This is a genomic window from Kribbella sp. VKM Ac-2571 (genome assembly GCF_004362255.1).
GTDB classification, from domain to species: domain Bacteria; phylum Actinomycetota; class Actinomycetes; order Propionibacteriales; family Kribbellaceae; genus Kribbella; species Kribbella pratensis.
On sequence record NZ_SNWS01000017.1, the window covers coordinates 42804 to 60648 of the forward strand.

Annotated in this window: 16 protein-coding genes; 5 read left to right on the top strand and 11 right to left on the bottom strand. The window is 68.3% G+C overall.

Going from position 1 to position 17845, the window contains the following annotated elements; all coding sequences use genetic code 11:
• Nucleotides 1–107 precede the first annotated feature (107 nt).
• The 11 genes from EV651_RS31350 to EV651_RS31400 all read right to left on the bottom strand — a co-directional run bounded on the left by EV651_RS31350 (nt 108) and on the right by EV651_RS31400 (nt 12801).
• Nucleotides 108–2471, bottom strand: coding sequence for a bifunctional (p)ppGpp synthetase/guanosine-3',5'-bis(diphosphate) 3'-pyrophosphohydrolase (locus tag EV651_RS31350; RefSeq protein ID WP_238157306.1), 2364 nt, complete (start codon nt 2469–2471; stop codon nt 108–110).
• A gap of 131 nt (nt 2472–2602) precedes the next feature.
• The gene (locus EV651_RS31355) at nt 2603–3142 is read right to left on the bottom strand and encodes an adenine phosphoribosyltransferase (protein ID WP_133788878.1); all 540 of its coding nucleotides are present in this window, start codon (nt 3140–3142) and stop codon (nt 2603–2605) included.
• The gene (gene secF, locus EV651_RS31360) at nt 3142–4329 is read right to left on the bottom strand and encodes a protein translocase subunit SecF (protein WP_133788879.1); all 1188 of its coding nucleotides are present in this window, start codon (nt 4327–4329) and stop codon (nt 3142–3144) included. Before secF ends, EV651_RS31355 begins: the two co-directional genes overlap by 1 nt.
• Nucleotides 4329–6104, bottom strand: a complete 1776-nt coding sequence (gene secD / locus EV651_RS31365; protein ID WP_133788880.1) for a protein translocase subunit SecD — start codon at nt 6102–6104, stop codon at nt 4329–4331. The genes secF and secD overlap by 1 nt, the downstream gene beginning before the upstream one ends.
• Nucleotides 6105–6189: 85 nt before the next feature.
• Complete coding sequence (gene yajC / locus EV651_RS31370) at nt 6190–6648, bottom strand: preprotein translocase subunit YajC (RefSeq protein WP_133788881.1); 459 nt, start codon at nt 6646–6648, stop codon at nt 6190–6192.
• 236 nt (nt 6649–6884) lie between these two features.
• On the bottom strand, nt 6885–7937 hold the full coding sequence (gene ruvB, locus EV651_RS31375) for a Holliday junction branch migration DNA helicase RuvB (RefSeq protein WP_133788882.1): 1053 nt from the start codon (nt 7935–7937) through the stop codon (nt 6885–6887).
• Nucleotides 7938–7951: 14 nt separating this feature from the next.
• Nucleotides 7952–8554 carry a Holliday junction branch migration protein RuvA gene (ruvA, locus tag EV651_RS31380; RefSeq protein ID WP_133788883.1) on the bottom strand — a complete coding sequence of 201 codons (603 nt, stop codon included), beginning with the start codon at nt 8552–8554 and terminating at the stop codon, nt 7952–7954.
• A gap of 31 nt (nt 8555–8585) precedes the next feature.
• Nucleotides 8586–9182: a crossover junction endodeoxyribonuclease RuvC gene (gene ruvC, locus EV651_RS31385; RefSeq protein WP_133789002.1), complete on the bottom strand. Its 597-nt coding sequence runs from the start codon at nt 9180–9182 to the stop codon at nt 8586–8588.
• Between the two features lie 70 nt (nt 9183–9252).
• On the bottom strand, nt 9253–10413 hold the full coding sequence (gene eis / locus EV651_RS31390; protein ID WP_238157307.1) for an enhanced intracellular survival protein Eis: 1161 nt from the start codon (nt 10411–10413) through the stop codon (nt 9253–9255).
• Between the two features lie 27 nt (nt 10414–10440).
• Complete coding sequence (locus EV651_RS31395; protein WP_133788884.1) at nt 10441–10899, bottom strand: hotdog fold domain-containing protein; 459 nt, start codon at nt 10897–10899, stop codon at nt 10441–10443.
• Between the two features lie 87 nt (nt 10900–10986).
• The gene (locus EV651_RS31400; protein WP_133788885.1) at nt 10987–12801 is read right to left on the bottom strand and encodes a heparinase II/III family protein; all 1815 of its coding nucleotides are present in this window, start codon (nt 12799–12801) and stop codon (nt 10987–10989) included.
• 107 nt (nt 12802–12908) lie between these two features.
• Between EV651_RS31400 and EV651_RS31405 the strand changes: the two genes are divergently transcribed.
• The 5 genes from EV651_RS31405 (at nt 12909) to EV651_RS31425 (ending at nt 17845) form a co-directional block, all read left to right on the top strand.
• Nucleotides 12909–13925, top strand: a complete 1017-nt coding sequence (locus EV651_RS31405; RefSeq protein ID WP_133788886.1) for a LacI family DNA-binding transcriptional regulator — start codon at nt 12909–12911, stop codon at nt 13923–13925.
• The gene (locus EV651_RS31410; RefSeq protein WP_133788887.1) at nt 13925–14560 is read left to right on the top strand and encodes a DUF1961 family protein; all 636 of its coding nucleotides are present in this window, start codon (nt 13925–13927) and stop codon (nt 14558–14560) included. The genes EV651_RS31405 and EV651_RS31410 overlap by 1 nt, the downstream gene beginning before the upstream one ends.
• A 121-nt stretch (nt 14561–14681) precedes the next feature.
• The gene (locus tag EV651_RS31415; RefSeq protein ID WP_133788888.1) at nt 14682–15302 is read left to right on the top strand and encodes a YesL family protein; all 621 of its coding nucleotides are present in this window, start codon (nt 14682–14684) and stop codon (nt 15300–15302) included.
• Nucleotides 15299–16849, top strand: coding sequence for an extracellular solute-binding protein (locus EV651_RS31420; protein ID WP_133788889.1), 1551 nt, complete (start codon nt 15299–15301; stop codon nt 16847–16849). The genes EV651_RS31415 and EV651_RS31420 overlap by 4 nt, the downstream gene beginning before the upstream one ends.
• A gap of 3 nt (nt 16850–16852) precedes the next feature.
• Nucleotides 16853–17845 (top strand): sugar ABC transporter permease, encoded by a 993-nt coding sequence (locus tag EV651_RS31425; protein WP_133788890.1) that lies wholly within the window; start codon nt 16853–16855, stop codon nt 17843–17845.

Consider the following 17845-nt stretch of genomic DNA (forward strand, 5'->3'; position numbering starts at 1 on the left):
ATCACTGCACCCGACCAGCAGTCCCGCACCCGCGATCAACAACTCCCGCCGCCCGACACGCCTCATACCCCGCAGTGTCCCCCGGCCGCACAAACGGCCGGGAGGACCTACTGGGTGACGCGGTAGACGTCGAAGACGCCCTCTACGGAGCGGACTGCCTTCAGGACGTGGCCGAGATGGGTCGGGTCGCCCATTTCGAAGGTGAAGCGGGACTTGGCGATGCGGTCGCGGGTGGTGGTGAGGGCCGCGGACAGGATGTTCACGTGGTAGTCCGACAGCACCCGCGTGATGTCCGACAGCAGGCGGGCCCGGTCCAGCGCCTCGACCTGGATCGCGACCAGGAAGACGGACTGCGCCGTCGGCGCCCACTCGACCTCGACGATGCGCTCGGGCTGGGTCTTCAGGTTCTCCACGTTCGCGCAGTCGGCCCGGTGCACCGAGACGCCCGCGCCGCGGGTGATCCAGCCGATGATCTCGTCACCCGGCACCGGCGTACAGCACCGGGCCAGTTTCGACAGCACGTCGGTCGCGCCCTTGACGATGACACCGGCGTCGCCGCGCGCGGTGCGCTTCCGCCGCTCCTTGGTGGCCGGCAGCCGCATGCCCTCGGCGAGGTCCTCGGCCGCACCCTCCTCGCCGCCGTACGTCTCGATAAGACGCCGTACGACGGCCTGCGCGCTCACGTGCTGCTCGCCGACAGCGGCGTACAGACCGGTGACGTCCGGGTACCGCAGGGAGTTCGCGACGGCGGTCAGGGTCTCGTGCGACAGCAGGCGCTGCAGCGGCAGGCCCTCCTTGCGGAGCTGCTTCGCGATCGCGTCCTTGCCGTGCTCGATCGCCTCGTCGCGGCGCTCCTTGGAGAACCAGTGCTTGATCTTGTTGCGCGCACGCGGACTCTTGACGAACGTGAGCCAGTCCCGCGACGGGCCCGCGCCCTGCGCCTTCGAGGTGAAGACCTCGACGACGTCACCGTTCTCGAGGGTGCTCTCCAGCGGCACCAGACGCCCGTTGACGCGGGCACCGATACAGCGGTGGCCGACCTCGGTGTGCACGGCGTACGCGAAGTCGACGGGCGACGACCCGGTCGGCAGCGACATCACGTCGCCGCGCGGGGTGAAGACGTAGACCTCGGCGTTGTTGATCTCGAACCGCAGCGAGTCGAGGAACTCCGACGGGTCGGAGGTCTCCCGCTGCCAGTCGACGAGCTGCCGCACCCACGGCATGTCGTTCGGCCCGCCGATCTCGGTGCTCGGCGTGGCCGGCGCGACCGAGGACGGGTCCTCCTTGTACTTCCAGTGCGCGGCGATGCCGTACTCCGCGCGGCGGTGCATGGAGAACGACCGGATCTGCAGCTCCACCGGCTTGCCCTGCGGCCCGATCACCGTGGTGTGCAGCGACTGGTACATGTTGAACTTCGGCATCGCGATGTAGTCCTTGAACCGGCCGGGGACCGGGTTCCAGCGCGCGTGCATGATGCCCAGGGCGGCGTAGCAGTCGCGGACCGACTCGACCAGGACCCGGATGCCGACCAGGTCGTAGATGTCGCCGAACTCGCGGCCGCGGACGATCATCTTCTGGTAGATCGAGTAGTAGTGCTTCGGACGGCCGGTGACCGTCGCCTTCACCTTGGCGAGTCGCAGGTCCTCGTGCACCTGGTCGATCACGGTCGCCAGGTACTCGTCGCGGGACGGCGCGCGCTCGGCGACCAGCCGGACGATCTCGTCGTACACCTTCGGGTGCAGGGTCGAGAACGCGAGGTCCTCGAGCTCCCACTTGATCGTGTTCATACCGAGCCGGTGCGCCAGCGGGGCGTAGATCTCCAGCGTCTCGCGGGCGATCCGCTCCTGCTTCTCCTGGCGCAGCGAGCCGAGCGTGCGCATGTTGTGCAGCCGGTCGGCCAGCTTGATGACCAGCACCCGGATGTCCTTGGACATCGCGACGACCATCTTGCGGATCGTCTCGGCCTGCGCGGACTCGCCGTACCGCACCTTGTCGAGCTTGGTGACGCCGTCGACCAGCATGGCGATCTCTTCGCCGAAGTCGCGGGTCAGGTCCTCGACCGTGTACGGCGTGTCCTCGACGGTGTCGTGGAGCAGCGCGGCGCACAGCGTGGTCGCGGTCATACCGAGCTCGGCGAGGATGGTGGCGACCGCGAGCGGATGCGTGATGTACGCGTCGCCGCTCTTGCGCATCTGGCCGGTGTGGTACTTCTCGGCGGTCCGGTAGGCGCGCTCGATCATGCCGAGATCGGCCTTCGGGTGGGTCGCGCGGACCACCCGGAACAGCGGCTCGAGCATCGGCGCCCGGTTCGGGTGCCGGGTGCCGCCGAGGCGGGCGAGCCGGGCGCGGACCCGGGCCGGTGCGATCCGCGGCGGTTGGGTCGCAGGCGGCGGCGACACGGGAGCCGGGCGCACCGGCGACGGCGCGCGCGGCGGCTCCTGCGGTACGGCATCCGGCACCGCAGATGTCATCGCCGGGTCTTCGCCCACGTTGTGTCCCTCCGCCGACAGGCCACCAGTCTAGAGGCCAGTGTCGAACGAGGCAGAACCGCCTGTGGACAACACGCCGGGTAACCCGACGGCGACGGAGAGTTTGCCCGAATTCAGACCGTGACGAGGGCGCTGAGAGTTTCGCCTTGGAGGCGTTTGCGGCCCGGAAGGAACGAGAGTTCGAGGAGGACCGCCGTTCCGAGGACCTCGGCACCGCAGCGGCGGATCAGCCGCAGGCAGGCCTCGACCGTGCCGCCGGTGGCCAGGACGTCGTCGATGACGAGGACGCGGTCACCCGGCGCGAACGCGTCCTGGTGCACCTCGATCGTCGCCTCGCCGTACTCCAGCGCGTACGACTCCTCGTACGTCGCCGCCGGCAACTTCCCCTTCTTGCGCACCGGCACGAACCCGGCGCCGAGCGCGAGCGCGACCGGGGCCGCCAGGATGAATCCACGCGCCTCGATCCCGACCACCTTGTCGACGATCGGCCGCCCGTCGTCGTCCGTCCCCGCCGCCGCCAGCGCCTCCACGACCTGGCCGAAGCCGGTGTGATCGGCCAGCAGCGGGGTGATGTCCTTGAACACCACCCCTGCCTGCGGGTAGTCCGGGATGTCGCGGATACCGTCCGTGAGCACCTGCTCGAGCGACCGCATCACTTACCGCGCTTCGACCGCGGCTTGCGCGTCGGCTGCGGACGCCCCGCGGCCGTGGCCTTCATCGGCCGCGACGACGGCGTCGGAGCCGACCCGGTCGCCCGGTCCGCCTTCCGAGGTGTGTCCTGTACGTCGGAACGCGCAGCGGCACCCGCCGGGGCGCCGGCCGTGGCCACACCGACCGGAGCGGCGGCAGCGGCAGCGATCTGCGCCTTCTTGGCGGTCACCCGCTTGTTCAGCGCCTGCATGCCCGGCTCGCGCTCCTTGAAGACCGCGAGCAGCGACGGCGCGATGAAGATCGACGAGTACGCACCGATCGCGACACCGACGAACAACGCCAGCGACAGGTCCTTGAGCGGGCCGGTGCCGAGCACCGCCGTACCGACGACCAGGATCGCGCCGATCGGGAGCAGTGCGGTGACCGTGGTGTTGATCGACCGGACCACGGTCTGGTTCACGGCGAGGTTGGTCGCGTCCGAGTACGTGTAGCGGTTCGACCCGGTGATGCCGCGGGTGTTCTCGCGGACCTTGTCGAACACCACGACGGTGTCGTACAGCGAGTAACCGAGGATCGTCAGTACGCCGATCACCGTCGCCGGCGTGACGTCGAAGCCGATCAGCGCGTACAGACCGACCGTGATCGTGACGTCGTGGATCAGCGCGACGATCGCGGCCATCGACGCCTTGGCTTCGCGGAAGTACAGCCAGATCACCGCGAACACGGCGACCAGGAACACGACCAGCGCCAGGATCGCCTTGTCGGCGATCTGCTTGCCCCAGGACGCGCCGATCTGCTGCGAGGTGACCTGTTCGGCCGGGATACCGGCCTCCTTGGCGATCGCCGCGCGCACCGTGCCGATGTCGTTCTGGGCCAGCGGCTTGGTCTGGACCCGGACCTTCTCGTTGTTGATCGTAGTGACGACCGGGTCGCCGAGGTCCTTGGCGTTGGTCGCCTTCACCGCGTCACCGAAGTCCTGCACGGTGTGGTCGGTGACCTTGACCTTGGCCTCGTACTCGACGCCGCCCTTGAACTCGATACCGAGCGCAAGACCGCGGACGAACAGGCCCGCCAGCGAGATGATGACCAGGACCGCCGAGAGGCTGAACCAGAACTTGCGGTGGCCGATGAAGTCGTAGGAAACCTCACCGCGGTGCAGCTTGGCACCGATCGCTCCGAGCTTCGACATCAGACCTCCCCTCCGACCGGCTTGCGCGTCGACGGCGTCTTCCGCGGCCGGCGGGCCGACGGTTTCGTCTGTCCGGGCAGTCGTTCGACGCCCAGATGCTCCGGATCCAGTCCGGACAGCTTGTGCCCGTGGCCGAAGAAGTCCGTCCGGGCGAGCAGTGTGACCACCGGCTTGGTGAACAGGAACACCACGACCAGGTCGATCAGCGTGGTCAGGCCGAGCGTGAACGCGAAGCCGCGGACGCTGCCGATCGCCAGCACGTACAGCACCAGCGCGGCGAGCAGCGAGATCGAGTCGGCGGCGATGATCGTGTGCTTGGCGCGGGCCCAGCCGGTCTCCACCGAGGAGCGCAGGCTGCGGCCCTCGCGGACCTCGTCGCGCAGTCGTTCGAAGTAGATGATGAACGAGTCCGCGGTGATACCGACGGCCACGATCAGACCGGCGATACCGGCCAGCGTCAGCGTGAAGCCGATCGCCTTGCCGAGCAGGATCACCAGGGTTCCGGTGAGGATGCCGGCGGCCGCGAGCGAGAGCACCACGACGATGCCGAGGCCGCGGTAGTACAGGAAGCAGAACACGACGACCAGCGCCAGACCGGCGAGGCCGGCCCAGATACCGGCGGAGAGCTGGTCGCCACCGAGCTGCGGCGACACGGTCTCGACCGAGGAGATGTCGAACTTGATCGGCAGCGCGCCGTACTTCAGCACGTTCGCCAGGTCGCGGGCCTCGGCCTCGGTGAAGGTACCGGTGATCTGCGCCTGGCCGCCCGGGATCGGGCTGTCCACGCTCGGGGTCGAGATGGTCTCGCCGTCGAGCACGATCGCGAACAGGTTCTGGCCCTGGCCGCGCTTGGAGATCGCCGTGGTGGCCGCGAGGAACTTGTCGCCGCCCTCACCGGTGAACTTCAGGTTCACCTGCCATTGCAGGCCGTTCTGCGGGATGCCGGCGGAGGCGTCCGACAGGTCGGTGCCGTTCAGGATCGCCGGGCCGAGCAGGTACTTGGCGGTGCCTTCGCGGTTGCAGGAGAAGATCGCCGTGTTCGGGTTGTCGACCTGCTTGTCACCGCACTTGAACGTCGCGAACGCCGCCTGCGTGGCCGCGTCCGGGGTGTAGTCCAGCCCGTTGCCCCCGGTGGCCGGCGTCGACGGCGTCGACGGGGTTGCCGACGGAGTGGCACTCGGCTTCGCGGTCGGCGTCGTACTGGCCTTCGGGGTCGGCGTCGGCGTCGCTCCGCCCAGCGCGCTCGACCAGGCCCGGCCGTTCGGCGTGCTGGTCGGCTTGATCGTGGCGCTCGGAGTCACCTTCGTGCTCGGCTTCGGCGTCGTGCTGGGCTTCGGCGTGGTGCCCGGCTTCGGCGTCGTCGTCGGCGTCGGGGTCGTCGTCGGCTGCGACGCGGCGGCGTCCGAGGCGTACACGACCCGGAAGTAGAGCAACGCGGTCTGGCCGACCTGCGACACCAGGGATTCCTTCGTGGCGCCCGGAACGGCCACGTTGATGTGGTTCGCGCCGGAGGTGGTGATGTCGGACTCGGCGACACCCGCGCCGTTGACCCGCTGGCCGATGATGTTCTTGGCCTCGTTCAGCTGGTCGGCGGTGACCTTGCCGGTGCCGTCGAACGTGCTGGCGGTCAGCGTGATGGTCGTGCCGCCCCGCAGGTCCAGCCCGAGCTTGGGCTTCCAGGTCTTGGTCAGCGCCATGATCCCGAACAGCAGAACCACCACCACCAGCAAGCCGATCAGGCTCCGCCCGGGGCGGGATGTCGAAGTCGTTGCCACGTCAGTTTCAACCTTTGTACTTCTGGGCGCGCCGCACCGTCAGGTGGACGCCGAACGCCGCGCCGCAGGCCGTTGGGACGGAAAATCAGTTCTCGGTGTGCGTCGGCGGCAGCTTCGGCGTGTCCTGGACCTTGCCGTCGGCCTTGTCACCGGCCTTGCCCGCATCCGGTACGTCGACCTTCTCGGCCTCTTCGTCGGCATCGGTGGTAGCGGCCTCGTCGACGGACTCGGCCTCGTCGACGGCGGCGTCCTCTTCCGGGATCACCCGGCCGACGGCGGCCTTGACGACCTGGACCAGGACGCCCTCGGAGATCTCCAGCGTCACGTAGTCGTCGTCGGTCTCCTCGACGATGCCCACCAGACCGCTGGTGGTGATCACCTTCGTCCCGGGCGACAGCGAGGCGACGGTCTCCGCCTGCCGCTGGCGCTGCTTCTTCTGCGAGCGGGACATGAACCAGATCATTCCGACGATCAGGATCAGCGGCAGCAGCAGCGTGATGCCGCCACCTCCGGAGGAGGCCATCGGTACGGCGAGGAGTTGCATCGGGTCTCAGAATCCTTCGTCGGCTCGGTTAAGGCGTGCGCCGCGCGAGTGCGCAGGTCGCGGCGGAAGACCTGGAGGTCAGGCCACCGGGGAGTCTAACGCCGCGCGTCAACAACTGCCGCATGACGCCGGGTCACGTTTGCGTTACTCACTACTGGTCGCTACGCAGTGTCTACGTTCCGGCGCCGGCGGAGGTTCCCCGGGCGGTCGTCGTGTTCAGTTGAGGTGGAACTCCTTCAGTCCTCATCGGAGTCGAAGAGCGTGTCCGCGAACGTCGCGCCCTTCGGGACCTTGAGCCCGATGTGCCGCCAGGCCGCGGGCGTGGCGACACGACCACGCGGCGTACGGGCCAGGTAGCCCGACCGGACCAGGAACGGTTCGGCCACTTCCTCCACAGTCTCACGTTCCTCGCCGACCGCAACCGCCAACGTGGAAAGACCGACCGGTCCGCCGCCGAATCGGCGGCACAGGGCGTCCAGCACCGACCGGTCCAGCCGGTCGAGGCCCATCTTGTCCACCTCGTACAGATCCAGGGCCGCTTTCGACAGGGCGAGCGTGATGATGCCGTCCGCGCGGACCTCCGCGTAGTCGCGGACCCGGCGGAGCAGCCGGTTCGCGATCCGCGGCGTACCGCGGGAACGGGACGCGATCTCGATCGCGCCCTCCGGGGTGATGTCGACCTCGAGCAGGGCTGCCGACCGGTTCACGATCTTCTCCAGCTCGGCGGCCTCGTAGAACTCCAGATGTCCGGTGAACCCGAACCGGTCACGCAGCGGCCCCGGCAGCAGACCGGCCCGCGTGGTCGCGCCGACCAGGGTGAACGGCGGGATCTCGAGCGGGATCGCGGTCGCGCCCGGACCCTTGCCGACGATCACGTCGACCCGGAAGTCCTCCATCGCCATGTACAGCAGCTCTTCCGCGGGCCGCGACATCCGGTGGATCTCGTCCAGGAACAGGACTTCGCCCTCGCTCAGCCCGGACAGGATCGCGGCCAGGTCGCCGGCGTGCTGGATCGCCGGACCGCTGGTCACCCGCAGCGGAGCGGCCATCTCGCTGGCGATGATCATCGCGAGCGTGGTCTTGCCGAGGCCGGGCGGGCCGGACAGCAGCACGTGGTCCGGCGTGCGGTTGCGGCCACGCGCCGCGTGCAGCACCAGCTCGAGCTGCTCGCTGACCCGGCGCTGACCGCCGAACTCGGCCAGGGTGCGCGGCCGCAGCGCGGACTCGATCTTCCGTTCCTCGAGGTCCACCGCGTCGGCGGAGACCAAGGGACGAACGTTGTCTTCCATCGCCTACGCCCCCGTTATGCCTTGGAAAGAACGCGCAGCGCGGCGCGCAGCAGGTCGGGAACGGACGGGTTCGGGTTGTCGGCGGCGAGCGGCGACACGGCGGTGACCGCGTCCTCGGCATCCCGGGCAGACCAGCCCAGGCCGACCAGACCGGCGTGTACTTGAGCGCGCCACGCCTCCTGCGCCTGCAGCGGCCGGCCGCTCACCGTCCTGGACGGCGCACCGATCTTGTCCTTCAGCTCGAGCACGATCCGCTGCGCACCCTTCTTACCGATACCCGGAACCTTCACCAGTACGGCGAGATCCTCGGTCGCGACCGCCTGCCGCAACTGGTCCGGGCTCAGCACCGCCAGCGCGGCCTGGGCGAGCTTCGGCCCGACACCGGACGCGGTCTGCAACAGCTCGAACAGGTTCTTCGCGTCGTCGTCAGCGAACCCGTACAGCGTCAGCGAGTCCTCACGAACCACCATTGACGTGGCGATCCGCGCCTCCTGCCCCGGGCGCAAACCGGCCAGCGTGCCCGGGTCGCAGTACACCTGCAGGCCGATCCCGCCGACCTCGACCACGGCACTGTCCAGCCCGATGGCCGCCACCGGTCCACGTACAAAGGCGATCATCGCCAGCCTCCCAACCCGTTCATTTCCGTGCTCACCGCTTGCCCTGCTGCGCCGCCACCGCGGCCCGCAGCCTCGCCACCTGCAGCCGTGACTGCGCCTGCGCCGTCGCCTCGAGATTGGCCCGGCTGGTGGCTGCTTCCTGCAGCTTGCTTGCCACTCCCCCGCGCCAGACCTGACAGATGGCCAGCGCCAGCGCGTCCGCGGCGTCCGCGGGCGTCGGACGCTCGCTCAGCTTGAGGATCCGGGTGACCATCGTGGTCACCTGCTCCTTGTCCGCGCGACCGGTCCCGGTGACCGCGGCCTTCACCTCGCTCGGCGTGTGCAGGGCGACCGGCAACCCGCGACGGGCCGCGACCACCATCGCGACGCCCGAGGCCTGCGCCGTACCCATCACGGTCCGGACGTTGTGCTGCGCGAACACCCGCTCGACCGCGACCGCGTCCGGCTGGTGCCGGGCGATCCACGCGTCGAGCTCCTCCTCGATCAGCACGAGCCGTTTGGAAACGTCCAGGTCGGGCGGCGTCCGGATCACCCCGACGGCGACCAGCGCCGGCGGCTTCCCCGGGGTCCCCTCGACGACGCCGAGGCCGCACCGGGTCAGTCCCGGGTCGACGCCGAGCACCCGCATGGCCACCTCCGAACGTTTGTTCGACAACCCTAGTCGGAGGCGTCAGGAGTTCAGAAATCGACGCGCCGTCTCAGAAGTCGTCGAGCATGTACGGCGCAGGCCCACTGAACACCGCTTCGAGCCCAGGGTCGGCGACGGACGGTCCCCCAATAACCAGTCCGGCGCCGCGCAGTGTGGCCAACGGCGTACCGGCGTACAGCGCAGCCAGTCCGCGCGGGCCGAGGCGGAGTGCGTCGCCCGATGGCTCCGCGGGGGTGAGAGTGGCGGATCCGTTGCTGATCGAGAGGCGCCAGTCGCCGGTGTTCGCGGGCAGTTCCGGGTCGTCGATGCGCAGGTCGGCCTCGAGTACGACGCCCTCCGGGAAACCCCGCTCCGCAAAGGCTGCGGGAGCGTCGACGAGCCGGAGCATCCACCGTTTCTGCCACGACTTGCCCTGCGCCTCGTGCTCGACCATCAGGTGGATCGGATCGAACGGCGGGCAGCATGCCTCGACGGTCTTCGCGATCGACGCCCCGGAGCCGACGGTCGCCCACAGAGCGCGGGCGGTCTCCTCCGAGCCGGCGATGAGCTCCTCGACCGCGAGGTTGCGGTCGGACCACTTGTAGACGACGAACCCGTCCTCGGCGACGTACGCGAACAGGCTCTCGTCATCGAGCCAGGACTCGACCTCGGCGCGCGGCCAGATCAACGGGCCGTTCGAGCGTCGCGCCTCGTGCGCCTTCGCGGCGAGCTCGAGGAACAGGTCCGCGTCGTCGCGTCCCGCCTTGCGCACCGCCGTACCACTCCCGCCCAGGGTCCGCAGATCGGCGGCCTCGAAGGTGTAGATGTGCCGGCTTCCGGCGAACTCGTACCCTAGGTGCCGGTAGAGCACGGTCGTCGCCGGATAGAGCGCCGTCAGTGGATAGCCCTTCTCCACGCACAGGTTGAGTACGGCGCGCATCAACAGGCTGCCGACCCCACGACCGCGGTACTCCGGTGCGACGACAACGCCGGCCACACCACCCATCGGCAGCCGGCGCCCGCCCCACCACTGCTCATGCGGCCAGACCCGCGCCGCCGCGACCAGTTCGTCGCCGTCGACGACCCCGAGGTACCGCCCGTCGACGATGAACGACCGCGCGGTCTTCTTCCACTCGTCACGGTCACCACCCATCCCGAACGACCGCGTCCGCACCTGCCACACCGAGTCCAAGTGCTCCTCGGTTACCTGCACCACCCGCAGCTCAGTCACGCCGAGACCTTACGTCGTACGGCGGCCCTACTTCTTGTAGGTTACCCACAGGTGGATCGTGCCCTCGACAACCACCGTGCCGTCGTCACGCGTGGCCTTGACCTTCACCGGTACGTCGGGCCCCGCAGTCCAGGTGTCCGGGTCGGTCTCCGCCGAACACGTCAGGTCCGTCGTCGACTTGGCGAGGTAGGCGACCTCCATCCCCTTCGGCAGCCACCGCTTCCCCGCCGGCACCGTCGCCTCCGCCAACGCCCCCATCGCCGCCTCGAGACCGTTGCACACGGCAATCGCATGCACGGTCCCGATGTGGTTCAGCACCGCCCGCCGCTTGGGCAACGTCAACGCCGCGTAGTTGGGACTCACCTGCACGAACCGCGGCCGCACCGACCGGAAGTACGGCGCCTTCCAGGTGAACCCCCACGAGAACACCCGCTCCCCACCCGGCACCCCACGCAACCGCTCCCACAACCCCAGCACCTGACTCATCCCGCCATGTTACCCACGAGTCACATCCGCCGTGAAGAGCTGGCTTGGGGAGGGTTTCGTCCCGATTCGGGAAGAAACCCTCCCCAACTATGCCGGGGTGAACACCACGGTGGTGGCGCCCGATTGCGTGAGGAGGTGTGGGCGGGCCGTGAGTACGAGGCGCGTGACCTGATCGCCCCAGATCGCGGACAGGCGCGGATCGGTGAGTGGAAGCGGTTCGAGTACGGCGGCCAAGTGGTCGTCGTACGAGATGGTGAGGCCTGCGACCCGGATGATGCCGTTCTCGTCGGTTGCCGGGCCGTTGAGGATCAGGTGCCAGACGAGCTCGGTCGGTGCCTCCGACAGGTCCCAGGTGTCGGTGAGTTCGATCGTCTCGTCCAGTACCAGCCGACGGCGCCACGAGCGGATGCCTGCTTCAGGTGGGTAGGCGTGGGCCAGGTCGAGTTCGCAGGTGGTGCGGTCGCCGAGTTCGGCGGACATGCCGCTCGCCTGGAACTCGCGGCCGGGCGGCTGCGAGAACCCGTTGATCAGCGGCAGGTTGTGGTAATCGCTCTGCATCGTGAAGATCTGGTAGCGATCGGCCGAGAACGTCTGCCGGGTGTACGTACCGACACCGAGGTCGATGACGCGCGGTACGCCGTCGACCGCGACGATCAGCGAGCCGACGTCGTTGTGGTTGTGCGACTCGGCGTTGTGTCCGCCCTTCAGCGCGACGAGCAGATTCTTCGAGCGGGCCACTAGTACCTCGGTGTCCGGCAGGTAGATGTCCCGATGGCCGACCGCCTCCTCCTCGGTCCGCAGGCCGGGCTCGAGCAGCGTGCCGATCACCCGGAGCATGGACGGAATCCGCGGTACGAGCGGATCGTCGCGACGCCGGATCGCCCGCGCGTGCTGACGCGCTGCCGGCTCGTCGGTGTGCAGGCCGAGCCGATACAGCGGGTACGCCGCCGACGGGTCCGCCAGCTGCGCCGGGCAGTCCGCGAAGTTCACGTACCACCGGTCGTCGATGTGCATGGCCGGCAGGTACGACGTGATCGGCCGCAGCTTGGGATGACCGAAACCGTCGAGCTGCCCGGCTGTCGCGTCGTGCAACAGAACCAGGCTGTCCGCGACGGAGCCGCCCGCTCGCGTCCAGTACGACGCTCCCTCGTCGCAACCACCGTCGTCCGGGTAGGAATCGAGGAACACGTCGAGGCCGTCCACGACGAGCTCGACGACCTGGGCGCGGCGCGCCGGATCGGGTTCGAGCAGGAGAGCGCACGCGGTGAGGTTCGAGTGGATCCACGGGTTCCAGTTGTTCGTGAACCGGGTCAGCCACGGCCAGTCGCGAACCTCGAGGAACGGCGTCAGCACCCGCTGGTCGACCTCGGCCGAGATCCGCAGCCGGGTCGCGGCGTCCAGCACCGGCCCCAGCAGGTGATCCACCCAGGCCAACAGACCGCCGGTCTCGGCACAGAACAGATCCAGGTCCCGATCCCCCGGCCGCGGCAGCGGCTCGTCCCGCGCGGCCGCCGAACTCGCATGCGCCGGAAGAGTCCAGGTCGCCTCGTCACACACCAGCCAGACGCCGTCCACGACGTCCGCGACCCACCGCTCGTCACCGGTCAGCAGCGCCGCCAGCGCGCTCGTGACGATCCGCCGGCGCCGCTCGAAGTACGGCGTCTCGTACCGGTCGCGGTCGCCCTCGCGCTGGAACCGCGCGTAGTCGCTCGCCAGCAGGACCGGCCACTCGCCCGCCGCCTGCTCCTCGGCATCCGCCAGCAGGGCCGCGCGATCTCCCGCCGGCACACCGTCCCACACGTCCCGCACTTCGATTCCGGGCGCCAACCGCACCGACCCGGCAGTGCCCAACGCCCGGTTCACCAGTTCCCCGGGCAACAGTCCACGCATCGTCTGAGCCACACCGCCAACCTATCGGCCGCAGACCGAGCGGGTCCTGACGATTTAGACGATTCAACTTGGGTCTGGATAGACTGCGGGTGACCGGGACGGCTGCTGGACGGGGGACGATGGGGACGCCCAGCATCAAGGAAGTTGCGCAGCGGGCCGGGGTTTCGGTCGGGACCGTGAGCAACTTCCTCAATCGTCCGGGGATCGTGGCGCCGGAGACTCGCCAGCGGGTGCAGGACAGCATTCAGGCGCTCGGGTTCGTGCGGAACGAGGCCGCGCGGCATCTGCGGGCCGGCAAGAGCCGAACCGTCGGGCTGGTGGTGCTCGACGTGACGAACCCGTTCTTCACCGATCTGGCCGAAGGCGCCGAGGCGTTGGCGTACGAGCACGACACCGTGGTGATGCTGTGCAACAGCAAGACCGACCCGGTGCGCGAGGGACATCACCTCGACCAGCTCGAGCAGCAGCGCGTGATGGGCATCCTGATCACGCCGTTCGACAGCACCGATCCGCGGCTCACCGCGCTGGTCGATCGCGGTACGCCGGTGGTGCTCGTCGACCGTACGGCGGACCGCGGACTGTGCTCGGTGTCGGTCGACGACCAGCTCGGCGGACGTCTCGCCGGGAACCACCTGATCGAGTCCGGCCATCGCCGGATCGCCTTTATCGGCGGGCCGTTCACGATGCAGCAGGTGGCCGACCGCAGGGCCGGTATCAATGCGATCGCCGAGGAGACGGGTGACGTCGACCTGCAGCACTACGAGGTCGACGTGATGGGTGTGGTCGAAGGTCGCGCGATCGGTGAACAGCTCGCCGCGATGCCGGCACGCTCGCGTCCGACCGCGGCGTTCCTCGCGAACGACCTGCTCGCGCTCGGATTCCTGCAGGGTATGGCGGTCGCCGGCCTGCGGGTCCCGCGGGACATGGCGATCGTCGGGTACGACGACATAGATTTCGCCCGCGCCGCCGCCGTACCGCTGTCGTCCGTCCGGCAGCCGGCCGAGTTGCTCGGGCGATCCGCGATGGAGCTGCTGCAGGAAGAGGTCGAGTCCGCCGAGCGGCACCGGCATCGTCAGGTGATCTTCCAGCCGGACCTGATCGTCCGCGAGTCCAGCGACTTCAAGCGCCGGCGCTGATGACCGTCCGGTACGAGAACCCGCTCGCGTCGCCGGCCGATCTCGACGGATTCCGGTTGGAGGGTGACGGCGCGATGTCGTTCCCGCTCGGCCGGCTGCGCCTGGAGAGTGTGCGACCGGCGGCGGACGGGCAGGACGCGAACGTCGTGCTGTGGTGCCCGGAGGACTTCCCGCCGGACGTGACGATCGAGTGGGACTTCTGGCCGATCCGTGAACCCGGCCTGTGCATCCTGTTCTTCCATGCCAAGGGCCGCCACGGTGAGGATCTGTTCGACCTGCAGCCGCGCACCGGACCATACGAGCAGTACCACCACGGCGATCTCGACACCTACCACGTCTCGTACTTCCGCCGACGCTGGCCGGCCGAGCGCGCCTTCCACACCTGCAACCTGCGCAAGAGCTACGGATTCCATCTGGTCGCGCAGGGCGCCGACCCGATCCCGGACGTGACCGACGCCGACGGCCCGTACCACCTGCGCCTGACCGTCCGGCACGGCGAGATCACCTTCGCGATCAACGACCTGCCCAGCTTCACCTGGCACGACGAGCAACCCCTGCCCGGCGGCCGGATCGGCTTGCGGCAGATGGCGCCGTTGATCGGCGAATACGCGAACCTGCGCGTCTCCCAGGCCTGACCCCCGCCTTCGCGCAGCTCCGTGACCACTCTCTGACAAACGCTTTCCCAAGCCTTGACATTGAGACGATTCAACCATACGGTCACATCACTTTTCGCCACGGAACAAGGCAGGAACCGGCATGAGAACAGGCTGGGCCATCAAGCTGTACGACGCTGCGGACGAGGTCCTGTGGGTGATCAAGCTGAACGCCCTGTGGATCCTCTTCACGCTGCTCGGCGGAATTGCCCTGGGTATCGGCCCGGCCACTCTCGCGGCATATTCGCTGGCCAGACGCAGGTCATCCGATGAATCGTTTCACGCCTTCCCTGCTTTCCGTACCGCGTTCCGCCAGGAGTTCCGCCGCGGCTCGCTCGTCGTACTCCCCCTGGTCGCGGCTGCCGTCGTTCTCGTCGGCAACTACCTGTACTTCGCCGCGCTCGGGGCCGCACTCCCCCGCCTGGCCAGCCTCACGGCACTCGTCGTGCTCGGGCTGATCGCGGCGTACGCGCTCCCGATGGCCGTGCACTACGACCTCGGGATCCGCATGTTGTTGCCCAAGGCATCGCTGGTCGCGCTCGCGCGGCCGGCGTCGTCCCTGGTCCTGCTGTTCGTCGCGGTGTCCATCGCCTACGTGTCGGTGAAGTTCCCGGTGTTCGGGTTCGTTCTGGCCGGCGGCGCCTGGATCCAGCTCGACACCTGGCTCTGCTTGCGCTTCTTCGCCGAGAACGACGCGCGCCTGCATCTGAAAGGGAACCAATGACCATCTTCTCCAAACGGCGCCTCGCCGTCGCTGCCGCACTGTCGACAGCACTGCTCGCCGCCTCCGCCTGCTCGGGCGGCGGCGACGACAAAGGCGGCCAGGCCGCCAGTACCGAACTGACGGTGATGGCGCCGCTGTTCGGCACCGCGCCGGATCCGAACGGCGAACTGCAGCAGGCGGTCGAGAAACTGATCGGCAAGAAGCTCCAGATCACCTGGGTGCCGAACGCGGAGTACGGCGACAAGTCGAACGTCACCCTCGCCTCGGACAAGATCCCGGACGTCATGGTGGTGAACGAGAAGGGTCCGTCGTTCGTGAAGGCGGCCGAGGCCGGCGCGTTCTGGGACCTCACCGGCAAGCTCGACAAGTACGAGAACCTGAAGCCGGCCAACGAGCAGACCGCGAAGAACAGCCAGACCAACGGCAAGACGTACGGCATCTACCGGGTCCGGCCGCTGCTGCGCTCGGGCATCGTGATCCGCAAGGACTGGCTGGCCAAGCTCGGCCTGAAGGAACCGCAGAGTGTCGAGGACCTCTACACGATCGCGAAGGCGTTCGCGGAGAAAGACCCCGACGGCAACGGCAAGAAGGACACCTACGGCCTGATCATCCCGAAGTGGCCGGGAAACTACGCCAGCGCCAGCCCGTACGACGTGATCGAGACCTGGTTCGGCGCGCCGAACGGCTGGGGTGAGCGCGACGGCAAGCTGGTCCCGGGCTTCGACACCCCGGAGTTCCTGGCCGCGAACCGCTGGCTGCGCAACTGGGTCAAGGAAGGCCTGGTCAACCCGGACTTCGCCACCCTGGACAGCGCGAACTGGAACGACCCGTTCGTGCAGGGCAAAGGCGGCATGATCATCGACGTGAACGTCCGGGCGACCCAGTTGCTCGACCTGTTCAAGGAGAAGAACCCGAAGGACTTCGACAAGGTCACGCTGGTCGGCAACCTGAAGGGCCCGGACGGCGAGAAACACTCGTATCCGTTCACCGGCTACAACATGGTGATGGCGATCTCCAAGCAGCACGTGCGCACCGAGGAGCAGCTGGACCAGGTGCTGGAGACGCTGAACAAGCTCGAGTCCAAGGAGGGCTCGATCCTGCTCACCAACGGCATCGAGGGCCGCAACTTCAAGGCCGACGGCAAGTACGCCGTACCGATCAACCAGGACGACGCAGGAGTGAAGGCGATCCAGAACGACGTGGACAAGGCCTTCATCCAGCTCGGCACCCGGGCGTCGGTCGGGCTGGGCGCGTACGCGCTGCGGCCGAACGACGAGGCCAGCCGCAAGATGCGGGAGAAGTTCGACGTCCTGATGAACGAGGACCTCAAGACCGCGGTGTTCAACCCGGCGCTCAGCATCATCGCGCCGACCTCGGTGGCGAAGGGGCAGACGCTCGACACGATCATCCCGGACGCGCGGATCAAGTACCTGTCCGGTGCGATCACCGAGGACCAGTTGAAGGCGCAGATCAAGCGCTGGTACGACAGCGGTGGCACGGACATCGTCAAGGAGGTCAACGACCTGGCCGCCAAGGCCGGCGGCTGATCGATGGCCACCGACCTCGTGCCTGAGGTGGTGCAGCCGGCCGCGGATTCTTCGCGGCCGGCGTCCGCCCCGCGGCGCAGACGCCGTACGAAATCTCTGGGCCGCGACCTGTGGCGCTACCGCTGGCTGTACCTTCTGCTGCTGCCCGGCCTGGTGTACTTCGTGGTGTTCAAGTACCTGCCGATGTACGGCCTGACCATCGCGTTCAAGGACTACGTGCCGTTCCTCGGTTACTCGGGGAGCGAATGGGTCGGGCTGAAGCACTTCCAGGAGCTCTTCACCGGGCCGGACTTCGGCCGGCTGATGTTCAACACGCTGCTGCTCGCCGTGCTGACGATCGTCTTCGTGTTCCCGGCGCCGATCGTCGTCGCGCTGCTGCTGAACGAGCTCCGGATCAACGTGCTCAAGCGGTCCGTGCAGTCGCTGGTCTACATCCCGCACTTCCTGTCCTGGACGATCGTCGCCTCGCTCACCTACCTGCTGTTCTCGGTGGACTTCGGCGTGATCGCGAACTGGATCCACGGCCTGGTCGGCGGGCAGAAGACGGACTACGTCGCGCAGGCGGACTGGTTCCGGCCGCTGATCGTGCTGCAGCTGCTGTGGAAACAGACCGGCTGGGGCACGATCATCTACCTGGCCGCGCTGGCGGGCGTGGACTCGCAGCTGTACGAGGCCGCGCGGGTGGACGGCGCCGGGCGGTGGCGGCAGTTCTGGCACATCACGCTGCCGGCGATCCGGCCGACGATCGTGGTGATGGCGATCCTGACGTCCGGGCACCTGATGGACTCCGGGTTCGAGCAGATCTGGCTGATGACCACGTCGCTGAACCGTGACGTCGCGGACGTGTTCGACACGTTCGTGTACTACATCGGCATCACCCAGGGCTCGTTCAGCTACGCGACTGCCGTCGGACTGTTCAAGGGCCTGATCGGCGTCGTACTGATCTTCGGCTCCAACTTCCTGGCCAAGCGCATGGGCCAGCGCGGGCTCTTCTGA